This is a genomic window from Chryseobacterium sp. CY350, from assembly GCF_027945075.1.
Lineage (GTDB): Bacteria > Bacteroidota > Bacteroidia > Flavobacteriales > Weeksellaceae > Chryseobacterium.
In genome coordinates this window covers 827,569-842,974 of record NZ_CP116034.1, presented here as the reverse complement: position 1 = coordinate 842,974, position 15,406 = coordinate 827,569, and the positions used below count along the sequence as shown (strand labels likewise).

Annotated in this window: 14 protein-coding genes; 12 read left to right on the top strand and 2 right to left on the bottom strand. The window is 34.1% G+C overall.

Features of this window, described 5'->3' with window-relative positions:
* Positions 1-28: 28 nt before the first annotated feature.
* From PGH12_RS03810 to PGH12_RS03775, 8 genes are all read left to right on the top strand, one after another.
* The gene (locus PGH12_RS03810) at positions 29-1,744 is read left to right on the top strand and encodes a phospho-sugar mutase (protein ID WP_267599177.1); all 1,716 of its coding nucleotides are present in this window, start codon (positions 29-31) and stop codon (positions 1,742-1,744) included.
* A 75-nt stretch (positions 1,745-1,819) separates the two neighbouring features.
* Positions 1,820-2,131 (top strand): four helix bundle protein, encoded by a 312-nt coding sequence (locus PGH12_RS03805; RefSeq protein ID WP_324290986.1) that lies wholly within the window; start codon positions 1,820-1,822, stop codon positions 2,129-2,131.
* Positions 2,132-2,176: 45 nt separating this feature from the next.
* Positions 2,177-3,430 (top strand): pyridoxal phosphate-dependent aminotransferase, encoded by a 1,254-nt coding sequence (locus tag PGH12_RS03800; protein WP_267599176.1) that lies wholly within the window; start codon positions 2,177-2,179, stop codon positions 3,428-3,430.
* 79 nt (positions 3,431-3,509) lie between these two features.
* A complete protein-coding gene (locus PGH12_RS03795; RefSeq protein ID WP_267599175.1) occupies positions 3,510-4,805 on the top strand; it encodes a S1 family peptidase in 1,296 nt (431 codons plus the stop codon).
* Between the two features lie 45 nt (positions 4,806-4,850).
* A complete protein-coding gene (locus PGH12_RS03790) occupies positions 4,851-7,694 on the top strand; it encodes a DUF2135 domain-containing protein (RefSeq protein ID WP_267599174.1) in 2,844 nt (947 codons plus the stop codon).
* 243 nt (positions 7,695-7,937) lie between these two features.
* Positions 7,938-8,660 carry a 3-deoxy-manno-octulosonate cytidylyltransferase gene (kdsB, locus tag PGH12_RS03785; RefSeq protein WP_267599173.1) on the top strand — a complete coding sequence of 241 codons (723 nt, stop codon included), beginning with the start codon at positions 7,938-7,940 and terminating at the stop codon, positions 8,658-8,660.
* A 142-nt stretch (positions 8,661-8,802) separates the two neighbouring features.
* On the top strand, positions 8,803-9,465 hold the full coding sequence (locus PGH12_RS03780) for a histidine kinase (protein ID WP_267599172.1): 663 nt from the start codon (positions 8,803-8,805) through the stop codon (positions 9,463-9,465).
* Between the two features lie 25 nt (positions 9,466-9,490).
* Entirely contained in the window at positions 9,491-10,066 is a 576-nt protein-coding gene (locus tag PGH12_RS03775; RefSeq protein WP_267599171.1) for a glutathione peroxidase, read from the top strand.
* Positions 10,067-10,164: 98 nt separating this feature from the next.
* Here PGH12_RS03775 and PGH12_RS03770 read toward each other — a convergent pair whose 3' ends face one another.
* Positions 10,165-10,821, bottom strand: a complete 657-nt coding sequence (locus PGH12_RS03770; RefSeq protein ID WP_267599170.1) for an NAD(P)H-binding protein — start codon at positions 10,819-10,821, stop codon at positions 10,165-10,167.
* 97 nt (positions 10,822-10,918) lie between these two features.
* On the opposite strand from PGH12_RS03770, the gene PGH12_RS03765 reads away from it, so the two are divergent.
* A complete protein-coding gene (locus tag PGH12_RS03765) occupies positions 10,919-11,278 on the top strand; it encodes an MmcQ/YjbR family DNA-binding protein (protein ID WP_267599169.1) in 360 nt (119 codons plus the stop codon).
* Between the two features lie 157 nt (positions 11,279-11,435).
* On the opposite strand, the gene PGH12_RS03760 is transcribed toward PGH12_RS03765, so the two are convergent.
* Positions 11,436-12,356 (bottom strand): bifunctional riboflavin kinase/FAD synthetase, encoded by a 921-nt coding sequence (locus PGH12_RS03760; protein ID WP_267599168.1) that lies wholly within the window; start codon positions 12,354-12,356, stop codon positions 11,436-11,438.
* Positions 12,357-12,539: 183 nt separating this feature from the next.
* Between PGH12_RS03760 and atpD the strand changes: the two genes are divergently transcribed.
* From atpD to PGH12_RS03745, 3 genes are all read left to right on the top strand, one after another.
* Entirely contained in the window at positions 12,540-14,048 is a 1,509-nt protein-coding gene (gene atpD, locus PGH12_RS03755) for a F0F1 ATP synthase subunit beta (RefSeq protein ID WP_267599167.1), read from the top strand.
* A gap of 82 nt (positions 14,049-14,130) precedes the next feature.
* On the top strand, positions 14,131-14,412 hold the full coding sequence (locus PGH12_RS03750) for a F0F1 ATP synthase subunit delta/epsilon (RefSeq protein WP_129536951.1): 282 nt from the start codon (positions 14,131-14,133) through the stop codon (positions 14,410-14,412).
* A gap of 78 nt (positions 14,413-14,490) precedes the next feature.
* Positions 14,491-15,321 carry a hypothetical protein gene (locus tag PGH12_RS03745; protein WP_267599166.1) on the top strand — a complete coding sequence of 277 codons (831 nt, stop codon included), beginning with the start codon at positions 14,491-14,493 and terminating at the stop codon, positions 15,319-15,321.
* Positions 15,322-15,406 lie beyond the last annotated feature (85 nt).

Sequence of the window (15,406 nt, the reverse complement as noted above, 5' to 3'; positions counted from 1 at the left end):
ATCAAACTATAATATTAGAAATACACATATGACAACATTAGAAAAAGCACAACTTTGGCTAAGCGATACCTTCGATAAAGAAACAAAAGATGCTGTTCAATTATTGATTGACGGTAACTCTCCCGATTTGGAAGATTCTTTCTATAGAGAATTAGAGTTCGGGACAGGAGGAATGCGCGGAATAATGGGTGTTGGAACCAATCGTTTAAATAAGTACACGTTAGGTCAGGCAACACAGGGACTTGCGAATTATATGTTACAGCAATTTCAAGGTGAGGAAATTAGTGTTGCAATTGCCTATGACGTTCGTCACAACTCAAAAGAATTCGGAAAGTTGGTTGCAGATGTTTTAACGGCAAACGGAATCAAAGTTCTTTTATTTAAAAACCACAGGCCAACTCCTGAGTTGTCTTTCACCGTTCGCGACAGAAAATGCAACGGAGGAATTGTGCTGACAGCTTCTCATAATCCGCCAGAATACAACGGGTATAAAGTATATTGGAATGACGGTGCGCAAATCGTTCCACCGCATGATGAAGCAATTATCAATGAAGTATATTCTGTGAAATTTGAAGAAATTAAATTTAACGGAAATGATGATCTGATCGAATGGATCGGAGAGGAGCAGGATGATGTTTACATCGATGCCTGTATCGAAAATTCTACTTATCAAGATGTTGAAAAAGGAAATTTGAATATTGTTTTTACGTCAATTCACGGAACGACTTATACAACTGTTCCTAAAGCTTTGGAAAAGGCAGGCTTCAAAAAAATTGATTTGGTTAAGGAACAGATGATTCCTAGCGGCAATTTCCCAACGGTAGATTCTCCGAATCCTGAAGAGCCTGCAGCTTTGGAAATGGCAATGGATTTAGCAAAAATTACTAATGCTGACATCGTGATCGGAACAGATCCGGACGGCGACAGATTAGGAATTGCAGTAAGAAATTTGGAAGGTGAAATTCAGTTATTAAATGGAAATCAATGTAATACGATCTTAACGTATTATATTTTAGATCAATGGAAAAAACAAGGTAAAATTACCGGAAAAGAATTCATAGGTTCTACGATTGTAACTTCAGATATTTTCTTTGACATTGCTAAAAAATTCGGAGTTGACTGTAAAGTTGGATTAACAGGTTTCAAATGGATCGGAAAAATGATCCGTGATTTTGAAGGTCAGGAAAAATTCATTTGCGGTGGCGAAGAGAGTTTTGGGTTTATGACAGGAGATTTCGTTCGCGATAAAGATTCTTGCGGAAGTATTGTTTTAGCTTGCGAAATTGCAGCTTGGTGTAAAGCCAACGGGAAAACCATGTACGAATACCTGATCGAAATTTATCAGGAAACCGGAATGTACTATGAAGGTTTAATCAACGTTACAAAAAGAGGACGAGAAGGCGCAGAAGAAATTCAAAATATGATGAAGAATTTCCGTGAAAATCCTCCAAAATCATTGGCTGGTTCTCCAGTTGAAGAAGTAAAAGATTTTAAGGAGCAGACCAATTTTGTGGTTTCTGAGAATCAAAAACACGTGATGGATGAAATTCCAAAATCAAATGTTTTGATCTATTATACTCAGGATGGCACAAAAGTTTGCGTAAGACCTTCAGGAACAGAGCCAAAAATTAAGTTCTACGTTTCTGTGAAACAAAATTTAAACTCAAAAGAAGATTTTAAATCGACCTTAAAAGATTTGGAAGCAAAAATAGAAGAAGTAAGAAAAGATCTTCAGTTAAATTAATATAATTAGTTATAAGTTTTGAATTATAATTATGAGTGAAAGCATTGTTGGTAAGAAAAGTTTTGATATCGCTGTATTATCGTCAATTTTTATAGAAAGTTTATAGTTGATAAAAAAGAATATATTTTATCTAAACAACTTTTACGATCAGGAACTTCAATAGGAGCAAATGTTCGCGAAGCTTTAAATGAACAAAGTAGATTAGATTTTATACATAAATTATCCATCTCTCAAAAAGAATGTGACGAAACAATTTATTGGCTAGAACTTTTATATGAAACCCAATATATTTCAAAAGAGGAATTTGAAAAGTTAATAAATCCAGCAATGGAAATTTTTAAAATATTGAGAAGCATTATTATAACCACAAAGAGTAAAAACTCATAATTCATAATTAATAACTTATAACATTTAACATCTAATATATAAAAAGTGAAAGTTTCAAAATTAGCGGCGAACCTGATTGGTTCTGAAATTGTAAAAATTGGTAATGAAGTAAATGATCTTAAGGCAAAAGGAGCAGAAATAGCCAACCTTACCATTGGCGACCTGAATTCTGATCTGTATCCGATTCCAGCAGAGTTGAAAGAAGAAATTCAGAAAGCTTATCAGAATAATTTAACAAATTATCCGCCTGCGAATGGACTTTTATCTTTAAGAAAAGAGGTTTCTAATGATCTGAAAAATAGATGGAATCTTGAATACAATGCCAATGATATTTTGATCACGGCAGGTTCAAGACCGCTTATCTATGCTGTATATAAAGTAATTGTAGATGAAGGTGATAAAGTAATTTATCCTACACCGTCTTGGAACAATAATCATTACGCATATCTTACTTCAGCAAACGCAGTTGAAGTAAAAACAACACCTGAAAACAACTTTTTACCAACGGCTGCAGAACTAAAGCCACATCTGGAAGGAGCTGTTTTACTGGCACTTTGTTCTCCGCTGAATCCTACGGGAACGATGTTTACAGAAGAGCAGCTTTCAGAAATTTGTGAACTGGTTTTAGAAGAAAATAAGAGGAGAGGAGCAGACGAAAAACCTTTGTACGTAATGTACGATCAGATCTATTCTAATCTTACTTTTGGTGCAAAACATGTGGATCCTGTTTCACTTTTCCCGGAAATGAGAGACTTTACGATCTATATCGACGGAATTTCAAAATGTCTGGCTGCTACAGGAGTGCGTGTAGGTTGGGGATTTGGTCCGGCAATCATCATTGATAAAATGAAAGCACTTCTAACTCACGTGGGAGCTTGGGCGCCAAAACCTGAACAGGAAGCAACTGCAAAATATTATCAAAACGCTGATAATGTGAATACTTTCGTTAGTGAATTTAAAGAAAAACTTGAAGCAAGTCTAAAAGTTCTTCACAAAGGAATTCAGGATCTGAAAGGTAAAGGACTTTTTGTAGAAAGCATCGAGCCGATGGGAGCTTTATATCTTACCATTAAATTAGATTATATAGGAAAAGTGAAACCTGACGGAACGGTCATTGAAAATTCTTCTGATCTGGTTTTCTATTTAATCAACGATGCAGGAGTTGCTTTGGTGCCGTTTTCGGCTTTCGGTGAGGCAAAAACAGAACCTTGGTTCAGAGCTTCAGTTGGTGGTTTAGACATCGCTGAGATTGAAGTAATGATGCCGAAATTAGAAAATGCTTTGAATAATTTAAAATGATATACGAATTTTCTTTAATTTTACAGAATGTTGATCCTTTTACTGGGATCAACATTTTTTTTAACTCAAATAAACACAAATGAACAACGAAAAAAACGAACCTGACAACAGTCTGGATTCTCAATCGAGCGGCGAACAGTCGCAACAACATTACGATTTTTCTCAATCTCCAAATTCTCTTTCTGAAAACTCTAAGATTGATTCTGTAGAAAATATTTCGTTAGCTGAAGAAACCAATCAGGTTACTCTGCCTGCCGAAACTAAAAAGAAAAATCCTTACAAAATTGCATTTTATGGTTTGGGAGCTGTTGTTATTCTCGGATCTGTGGCTTTTTTTGGCTATAAATATATGAAACCGAAAGTTACTCCTGCCGCAATAAACCAATGCTTAGATACAGACACTAAAGTTTACGACGCCTACAAAAATGCAGTTGTACTCATCAAACATCAATACGGCTATTTTGTGAAAATAAATGGTAAAGAATTTCAACTTACTGTTCCTGAAGCTGCTGTACAAACTATTTACGGAACAGGCTTTTTTGTTGATACAGAAGGCTCATTAATTACCAACAGTCATGTTTTGCAACCGTGGAATTCTAATGAAAAGGAAAATGAAAAGATTCAGACCAATATTTCGAATATGAAGATGAAAATCGCATCAATTCTTACGACAGATATTAACGAAGATGGTTTTGAAAGTTTTATTCTCCGCAATTGGGAAAACGCATCAGCATATGATGAAGAAAGTTCTTATGTTGAAAATGACCTTGAATCTGAAGAGAATGCAGGAGAAGAATTTGTGAGTTCATCTGAATATCAAACGGATACCGCAATTGCGGCGACAGATATTGCAGCTTCAATTCAGCAAAAAGAATATATTTCTGAGGAAAATATTGAGGTTTACATGAAAACAATCGAAATTTCAGTTGCATTGCATGATTCTAATGAAGAGTGGTTGAGTTGTGATATTGCAAAACTAGCAGATGATAAAAATATTGATTTGGGAATATTACAGCTTCGTGACAAAAAAACACCGGAAAGTGTTGCAAACATTATCGATCTAAATAATGCAATTACAGAAGATCAGTCATTAAAACCCGGCGAAAAAGCGATCATGATCGGTTATCCTCTTGGTGTAGATTTGGCGCAGACAAATACTGGAATAAAGGTTCAGCTTTATAACGGGCAGATCAGTAAAGAATCTGACGGTAATAAAATTCAATACAGTATCACTTCTACACACGGCGCCAGCGGAGCGCCTGTTTTTAATAAATGCGGACAGTTAATTGCTGTAAATTTTAGTGGAGTTGATGAAATTCAGGGGTTTAATTTTGGGATTGTTGCTAAACAAATTCACACTATCTTTAAAAACTAATTTGACTGATACAAAATCTAATAACTAAAGGAAACACATCTTTATATGAATAAAATTTTAAACATCTGTGCATTAATCTTTTTCACTGCGGCTTTTTCACAAATTCCGACTTTGGAAATTGAAAATCAAAAAAAGCATCCCGTGATCTTGCAGGAAGCAAAATTTCAAACAAAAATTCTAGGAAATCTTGCTACAACTACGGCAACTTACACTTTTTATAATCCAAGTAGCAGAATTTTGGAAGGAACGCTCACTTTTCCACTTCCTGAAGGTATAAGTGTAAGCGGTTACGCTTTAGATATTAATGGAAAACTCAGAAATGCAGTTCCTGTTCCCAAAGAAAGGGCAAAAGAAGTTTTTGAAAGCGTTGAAAGAAGAAATGTAGATCCCGGAATTATTGAGAAAGTAGAAGGAAATAATTTCAGAACAAGAATTTACCCCATCCCGCAGAACGGAAGCAGAACAGTTCAGATTACATATCATCAGGAATTGAAGAATCTGGCTTCAGATTATCAGTATTTTTTAAGTTTTGCCAATGCGACTACCATTTCAAAATTTAGTTTGAATGTTTCGATTCATGAGAATACTTCAGTACCAAAAATTTCAGAAAATCCGGATGGTAGTTTTACATTTCAGAAACAAGGAAATCAATGGATTGCGGAGCTTCGGAAAGACAATTTTAGACCTCACGAAAGTCTTAAAATTACAATTCCGAAGATCAATCAATCTGCAAATGTAATGTTTCAAAAAGCTGTTGATAATCAGTCTTATTTTGCCGCAAGTATTGCCATGAATTTTCCGGTAAAAGAGAAAACTAAATCGCAGAAAATTGCAATAATTTGGGATAATTCTTTCAGCGGATCAAAAAGAAATCGAGATAAAGAAATTGAGTTTCTAAAGGCATATTTTAATGATAATAAAGATGTTTCGGTATCATTTATTTTATTAAATAACACTTTAGAAAAGACAGAAGATTTTATCGTATCATCAGGAAACTGGAGTGATTTAAAAAATAAAATTTTAAATATAAAATATGATGGAGGAACTGATTTCGGAGCTTTAAAAGAAATTCCGAATGTTGAAGAATATCTTTTATTTTCTGATGGAATTTCTAATTTTGGAGATCTTTCAATCAAATTCAAAAAACCGCTCAACAGTATTACTAGTACACCGACTTCCGACTTCAATACGCTTAAACTTTTATCTTCACAATCTGGCGGCAATTTTATCAATTTAAATGAAGTAGATACAGATTCAGCTTTAAAAACATATAAGAAACTTCCGGTAAAGTTTTTAGGATTTAAAGAAAATCCGTTGATTCAGGATCTATTTCCTACAATAGGTTCTGCAGTAAATGAGCCTGTCAATATTTTTGGAATTTCATCGCCAAATTTAGGAAAACTGACCGCTATTTTTTCCGTTGGAAACGAGAAGTATGAAATACCTGTGGATTTTAACGCAGGTTCTCAGATTGAAAATTGGCAGATTGCTCAGTTCTGGGCTCAGAGAAAAATCAATGAACTGGAACTGAATTCTACCCAAAACCGCAATGAAATAAAAAATATAAGTGAACAATTTGGAGTTGTAAGCAAAAATACAAGCTTGATTGTTTTGGAAGATATCAATGATTATGTACGTTACAAAATTACGCCACCACAAGAATTACGAGCAGAATATAATAAAATTGTATCTCAGAATAAAGGAAGAATTTTAGAGGAGAGGAGAAATCTTTTATCTAAAGCCTTCGCCAAAACAAGGGAATTAAAAACCTGGTGGAATACAGAATTTAAACCTTCAGCAGAAAAAAAATATCCTACAATTTCTAATCAGTCTACGCGAGACACGGCAGATAGTAGAGAACTTCAAGAAGTAGTTGTTATGGGATATAGTGCGTCAGCAAATGTAGTTCGAGAAGTTGAAAGTTCTAATAAAAAGGTAGCTTTTGTACCAAAACCTAAAGGAAAAATCACTTTAGTTGACGTTGAAAGCAAAGAAGAGTATATGAATGATTTTCAAAATCTTCAGTCTTCAGAAGTTATTTATCAAAAATATTTAGAAAATCGCTCAAAATATGAAAAGCAGATTTCATACTATTTTGATATTTCTAAATTGCTTTTCAAAAAGGGAGATAAATCACTATCCCTGAGGGTTTTAAGTACACTAGCAGAACTTGATTTGGAAAACGAAGAACTGTATAAAACCATTTATTATCTTCTGAAACAGCGTGGTTATTATGATAAAGAATTGTGGATTACTCAGAAAATTTTAGAATGGCGACCTTTTGATTCCCAAAGTCACAGAGATTATGCGTTAGCTTTGGTTGATAATAAAAAACCACAGGAAGCATTGAATGTTTATAAATCATTGCTTTATCAGGAATTTACAGACGAAATTTCGGTGAGAGACAACGGAATAGAAGAAATCCTGATTATGGAAATCAATAATATTTTAAAGCAGAACCAAAATGTCGACGGAAGCAAGATTGATGATCGTCTGAAAGCAGATCTGCCGGTTGACATTCGTGTCGTAATCAATTGGAATAAAGACAATACCGACATCGATCTTTGGGTGACAGATCCTCGTGGAGAAGATTGCTCGTACAGCCACAAATCGACCCAAATCGGCGGTCGGCTGAGCAATGATTTTACACAGGGTTTTGGTCCGGAACAGTTTTTACTAAAAAAAGCAATCAAAGGAAAATATAAAATCAAAACCAACTTTTTCGGTGAAAGGCAAAATATGCTTTCCGGACCAACGACTGTTATGGCAGAAGTTTATCTATACTATTCAGACGGAAGACAGGAACGAAAAATTGCCGTTTTTCAAAGTCAGAAAGAGAATAAACAGGAGCGTGACAGCAAAATTCTTATTGGAGAATTTGAGTTTTAGAAAAAATCATATAAATTGCCGAAGATTTGTACTTCGGCATTTTTTATGGAAGTTTTTGGCAATATTCATAAGCGGTTTTTTTAGGGCAGCTTTTTCCGCCTGAAGTTTATCCTGAGTTTATCGAAGGGCTCCCGCTTTTTTGCCTCCACGTTGTTCCGGCAAAAAAAGCTCCGCTCAAGTCGGGCTGCGGGCGAATCGTTTTTTATACAAGTTTGATTTTAGATTAGAAAGTAAAGAAAATATATGAAAATTATCGCCGTCATACCTGCTCGTTACGAAGCAAGCCGTTTTCCTGGAAAACTGATGCAGATTTTGGGTAATAAAACCGTAATCACAACGACTTACCAAAATGTTGAGGAAACCGGACTTTTTGATGAAGTTTTTGTAGCAACAGATTCTGAGATTATTTTTAACGAAATCCAAACCAATGGCGGGAAAGCTGTGATGACAGGTCAACACGAGACGGGAAGCGACCGTATTGCCGAAGCCGTTCAGAATATCGACTGCGACATCGTTATCAACGTTCAAGGTGATGAGCCATTTCTTAAACTAGAACCTTTAAAGCAACTTATTGAAGTTTTTGAATCAGATGATAATCAGGAAATTTCTTTGGCATCTCTGAAAATTCAACTGACTGAAAAAGAAGAAATTGAGAACCCGAATAACGTAAAAGTCATTACCGATAACAATGGTTTTGCTTTATATTTTAGCCGTTCTGTGATCCCTTTTCACAGAGAAATTTCATATGACGTTCACTATTTTAAACATATCGGAGTTTATGCTTTCAGAAAACATGCTTTGTTTCAGTTTTCAAAACTTGAAATGAAGCCCTTAGAAATTTCAGAAAAAATTGAATGTATCCGTTATCTTGAATATGGTATGAAAATCAAGCTGATAGAAACCAATTTTATAGGAGTAGGAATCGACACGCCGGAAGATTTGGAAAAAGCCAGAAAGTTGTTATAAAGATTTAGTAAAGGTTTAATAAAAAATTAAAAAATTAAAAATCCAACACTTTAAAAAATCAGTATATTTTGTTATACAGTTATGGTGATAGATTGCTACATTAAAGAAGAAAGGCTTATATTTGAATTTATAAATTGATTGAATGAAGAAATTACTCTTACTACTCGTCCTGATATTTTCACAGATATCTTTTGGGCAGACAGCAAAAGAAATCATTGATAAAAACATCGAATTGTCCGGAGGTTTAACGAGTTGGAAGCTTTTAAATTCAGTATTACTTCAAGGGAAAGTTATTTTAGGAGTTAAAGATGAATACCCTATCAAAATTTATCAGCAACGGCCAAATCTTACCAAAACTGTACTTACAATCAGCGGCAAAGAGACAGCAATAGAAGGCTATGACGGAAGTAAAGGCTACGCAATGAATTATGCAACCAATAAGCTTCAGGTTTATCCCGATTATGTATCAGAAAGTTTTGATAATGATTTTATAGATTGGGAAAATAAGGGTTTCGAAGCGAAATATTTAGGAAAAGAAAAAGTAGGAGAGATCTATTGTCATAAAGTAGAACTTACCAAAAATGTAAATAAAAATTTATATTATTTTGATACGAAGACATACATGCTTTTGAAAGAAGTAAAAAGAGATGAAACTCTGAGCTACTCTGAATACAAAAAAGTCGGAAATCTGCAAATGCCTTTCAGAATTGAATCTTCGAGCACAAAAAAAGACGGTGATTTTGTAATGCTTCTCAATAAAGTAGATGTCAACAAAGTTTTTCCGGCAAATGTTTTTAAATTTTAAAGTTTATCATCAATATTAAAATCTAATGAAAAAATTATTCATCATGCTGCTTTCATTCGTAGCATTTTTCAACAGTTGTGCACAGAAAAAGAGCACATCAAAAGCTAAAAGTAAAGAACTTATGGGAAAAACGATATACGATTACAAGGTTGATGCTTTGGAAGAAGGTAAGCAGATTAATTTTGCAGATTATAAAGGTAAAAAAATACTGATCGTAAACACTGCTTCAGAATGTGGTTTTACACCTCAGTATGCAGATCTTGAAAAATTGTCAAACGAATACAAAGATAAACTTGTTGTAATTGGCTTTCCTGCGAATAATTTTGGCGGACAAGAGCCAGGTTCAAACGTTGAAATCGGAGCATTCTGTCAAAAAAATTATGGTGTCACGTTTCCTTTAGCAGCAAAAGTATCTGTAAAAGGTGATGATACAGCTCCTATTTTCAAATATCTTACTGAAAAAGAGTTAAATGGAGTAAAAAACACAACGATTCTTTGGAATTTTACAAAGTTCTTAATTGATGAAAACGGAAAATTAGTTGATACATTCATCAGCACAACAAAACCTACAGATAAGGCTATTACGAAGTATTTGCAATAATTGATCTTTGGTTACAGCAAAAAAAAGCTCCGCTTAGATAATTTCTGAGCGGAGTTATTTTTTTAATTAGAATTTACAGATTTCAAACCAGAAAAAAATCAGTCGCTGCTTTTTTCAGCAAATCCGAAAATATTAGCTAATTTCACACTTGAGTAGCCGTTGCTTTTTATTTTACTTGAATTGATCATCGCTTTTGCCAAAACATCTGTTGGTAAAGGTTTTTGGCTTTCAAAAAGTCCAAGTCTATTTGCAAACTTTATAATTCTGCTTCCCAAAACTTCTCCGTTTCTTGCAGAATCTTTTCTTTCAAGCATTCCGGGTTTAAAAATGGTAATTTTGTTGAAATGTAATTGTTTAACAGCTTCTTCCAGCTCGCCTTTCACTTTAGAATAGAAAATTTTTGAGTGAGAATTGGCACCGTAAGCTGATACCAAAATATAGTCGTCTACATTATTTTCTCTGGCAGCTTTTGCGAATTCATATTGGTAATCATAATCCACTTTTCTTTGAGCTTCCTTACTACCAGCATCTTTCAAAGTTGTTCCCATACAAGAAAAAGCGACATCACCAATTACAGAATTTTTCCAAAGTTCGGGTTTTTCAAAGTCAACGACATGCACTTTAAGTTTCTCATTTTGAATAGTGAGAGGTTTTCTGACAAAGACATTCACTTCATCAAAGTCTTTATCATTTAATAACTGAGTGACCAAATCTTTACCTGTAGCGCCCGTAGCACCGATTACCAAAGCTCTCATACTAATTGTGATTATGCTGATTTATTTTTCTTTTTTAAATTTACTAAATTTGAAATTAATATCACTCATCACACATCAACTATCATATATAAAAAACATGGATGCTAACGAAATTTTAGATTATTGTCTTGCGAAAAAAGCAGTGACAGAAAGTTTTCCTTTCGATCAGGAAACATTAGTAATGAAAGTGGCAACAAAGATGTTTCTGCTCATGTCTTTAGAAAAACAACCTTTAACGATAGCTGTAAAAACAGATCCTGAATGGAGTCAGGAACTCCGCGAAAAACACCCGCAAATCACAGGAGCATTTCACATGAACAAAACTCACTGGAATTCTGTCATGATAGATGGTCTTAAAAGAGATTTAATTCTAAAAATGATTGATCATTCTTATGATTTGGTTTTCAAGTCTTTGACAAAGAAAGTAAAAGAGGAGATTGGAAATTCTAACAATTAGTAGCATGATCATGTTACAAAAGGACATAATCTTATTGAATTAGAAGATTAGAAATTATAATACATAAAATATAGTAAAGGAATGAATAAAATTAAAACTTATTTCAAGTCAAGTAGATAAAGAAGAAACTGCATATTTTTATGTAGTTTCTTATTTATTAAAACTGAAACTCTTCGGTCAGCCTTTTGTCTTCATCCAATCTTTCGATTAATTTATCCAGACCTTCAAATTTAATTTCATCATGTAGAAAATCTCTGAATTTCACCGTGATATTTTCGTCGTAAATATCTCCTTCAAAATCAAGAATATAAACTTCAACGGTTAATTTCTCTCCATTGACGGTTGGATTGGTTCCAACACTCAACATTCCTTTATAATGCTGATTTTTTACAAAAACTTCAACAATGTATGCTCCTTTCTTAGGTAGAAGCTTAATTGACTCAGTTTCAAGATTAGCAGTAGGATAACCAATCGTTCTGCCTAATTTTTTTCCATGAACAACAGTTCCGGAGATCGAGTAGGAGTAGCCCAACATTTCGTTGGCTTCTTTAATATTTCCCTTTAAAAGAGCGTTTCTAATCTTCGTTGAACTGATATTACTTTCGTGAATATTAATGGCTTCCATTTGCTCGACCTCAAAATTGAGTTCAGAAGACAATTTTTGAAGAAGCTCAAAATTGCCACTTTTATTCTTACCGAAATAATGGTCGTAGCCGATGATTAAATATTTTACGTTTAATTTTTCAATTAATATCTCACGTACAAATTCTTCACCGGTAAGATTTCGGAATTCGTTATCAAATTCTTTTACAAATAATGTATTGATGTTATATTTTTCCATCAAAACTTCCTTTTCATCAATCGTATTAAGTAGTTTTAAATCTTCATTAGGATTAAATACAAAACGTGGATGAGGCCAGAAAGTGAGAATCGCCGTCTCCAAATTCTTCTCAGAACCTATCTTTTTCAGCTCGTTGATAATATATTTATGACCAAGATGTACACCGTCAAACATGCCCAGAGACATTGCTAAAGGCTTTTCTGAATGGTAATCTTTAAAATTTTTGAAGATATTCAAAGCGGAAAAATTTTGACTGCAAATATAAACATAATGTGACAATGTATCAATATAACAATTTGCCAATGTTTTATACCGCAAAATGATTATTAGAAGATTGAAAAAAGCATGATAAAAATCTTTTTTTTAGCAATTGCAGGTTTGTGAAGATTCATTATATTTGCACCAAGAAAAAATTTAGCAATGGCAAACCAAATTAAAGGAAAAATTTCTCAAATTATTGGTCCTGTAATCGACGTAGTTTTTAATAATGTGGAAGCAATTCCTAGTATTTATGATGCGTTAGAGATTATCAAAGGGAACGGTGAAAAAGTAGTCTTAGAGGTAGAACAACATATTGGTGAAGATACAGTAAGATGTATCGCAATGGATGCTACAGACGGTCTTCAAAGAGGGCAGGAAGTTATAGGATATGGTAATCCTATCATGATGCCAATCGGTGAAGCTGTAAACGGAAGACTATTCAACGTTGTTGGGGATGCTATCGACGGGCTTCAAAATATTTCTAAGGAAGGTGGTCTTCCAATTCACAGACCAGCTCCGAAATTTGATCAACTTTCAACTTCTGCAGAAGTTTTATTCACAGGTATTAAAGTAATCGATTTAGTTGAGCCTTACGCAAAGGGAGGTAAAATTGGATTGTTCGGTGGTGCCGGTGTTGGTAAAACGGTTTTGATTCAGGAATTGATTAACAATATTGCAAAAGGACACGGTGGTCTTTCTGTTTTTGCCGGAGTAGGTGAAAGAACGAGAGAAGGAAATGACCTTTTGAGAGAGATGTTGGAATCAGGTATTATTAAATACGGTGATGACTTCATGCACTCTATGGAAAACGGTGGTTGGGATCTTTCTAAAGTAGATTTAGAAGCTATGAAAGATTCTAAAGCTGCATTCGTTTTCGGACAGATGAATGAGCCACCTGGAGCAAGAGCGAGAGTAGCACTTTCTGGTCTTACTTTAGCTGAGTATTACAGAGACGGTGGAGAAACAGGACAAGGTAGAGACGTATTGTTTTTCGTAGACAACATCTTCCGTTTTACGCAAGCTGGTTCTGAGGTATCTGCACTTCTTGGTCGTATGCCATCTGCGGTAGGTTACCAACCAACTTTGGCATCTGAAATGGGTGCGATGCAGGAAAGAATTACTTCAACTAAAAACGGTTCAATTACTTCAGTGCAAGCGGTTTACGTACCTGCGGATGATTTAACTGACCCGGCTCCTGCTACAACGTTTGCTCACTTAGATGCAACAACTGTATTAGATAGAAAAATTGCTTCATTAGGTATTTACCCGGCGGTAGATCCATTGGCTTCAACGTCAAGAATCTTGGCTCCGGAAATTATCGGTGAAGAACATTATAACTGTGCTCAGAGAGTGAAAGAAATTCTTCAGAGATATAAGGCTCTTCAGGATATCATTGCAATTCTTGGTATGGAAGAACTTTCTGAAGAAGATAAATCTGTAGTTTACAGAGCTAGAAAAGTTCAGAGATTCTTGTCTCAGCCTTTCCACGTTGCAGAACAGTTTACAGGTATTCCGGGATCATTGGTAGATATCAAAGATACCATCAAAGGATTCAACATGATTATGGATGGTGAATTAGATCACTTACCGGAAGCTGCTTTCAACTTGAAAGGAACTATCGAAGAAGCTATCGAAGCCGGACAAAAAATGTTAGCGGACAACGCTTAATTAGAAATATAGAATAAAGAAAAAAGAGTAAAGACATTTCTCACTCTTTTTTCTTTTCTCTTTACTCTTTAATCTGAGAAAAATGAATATAAAAATTTTAACACCAGAATACGTAGTTTTTGAAGGAGAGGTAAACTCTGTATTATTGCCTGGAAAAAATGGTGAATTTCACATCATGAAAAACCACGCAGGAATCGTTTCTTCATTAGTTGGAGGTAAAGTTAAGTTGTATGCAAATTCTATCAACGAAGCTTTTGCTAAAAACTTTACCAAAGAAAATGAAAAAGACTCTGTTTTTTCTTATCCTATAAAAAGTGGTGTGATAGAATTTAATCACGATAAAGGAATCATCCTTTGCGAATAATTAAATTGAGAAGCTAAATATATTTTCAAGAAAGTGTAACTTTGTTACACTTTTTTTATGCCTTATAAAATCTGATTCATGCAGAAAAGTTTAATCTTATTCTTTACAGTTCTGAGTTTTATATGTAATGCTCAAATTATCAAAACAAAAAGAGGAATTGTAAGTCTCGACGGAACTCACGTAGCCAAAATTTCTAATAAATCTAACGAATATACTTTTATGGATTTAAAAGAAACTCCTATTTTCACTGTTGAATTTGTTGATAAAAGCGTTGTTGATTCAGTACGAGATAGTTACGTAAAAATTAATCGGGTATATAACCGTGAGAAAACTTTAGATTTAGATTATATATCTCCATCCGCATTTTCGGGTGACGAAAAATCTGCGGTGTATACTTGTATAAAAAGTCTGAAAATTATTGATGAAAGAGGAATCAATATTAAAAATTTGGATGAGCTCTTTAAAAATATGCCTAAACGAAAACTCGATAATAAAACAAAAGAAGCATATACGATCCGAACAAAAATCGATAAATTAAATCTCGAAGTCAACAGCGTTGGTGAAATTTTGAGCAATGGCGTTCCCGTTGGATATTTTACCAATTTGCCTGTAAGTTTCGGTTCAGATGATCGAATTACGGACAAAACTTTTATCGACATCGAAATTTATGATGCTAAAAGTAAATATATCGGAAAATATATTACGACAACAAAACAGATCAAAACCGCAGGTGGGAAAACTTTTACAATATATCGGGAAATGTCAGGGAGAGCTTCAATCCTGAAATATCCAACGTATAAAGCAATCGCAGAACGAATGGCAATTCTGGATCCTAATTTTATAAAAATTCAGGAAAAAGTAATTGTGGGTGATGTGGTGAAAGATGGAGTTGAAAAAGATAAAAAGTAAATTTTTGAAAACTGAATCACTAGGAACGGGCTTTGGCCCGGTTACAAAAAATAAAAATTCTATGGCATTAGCCAAAACTTAAAAA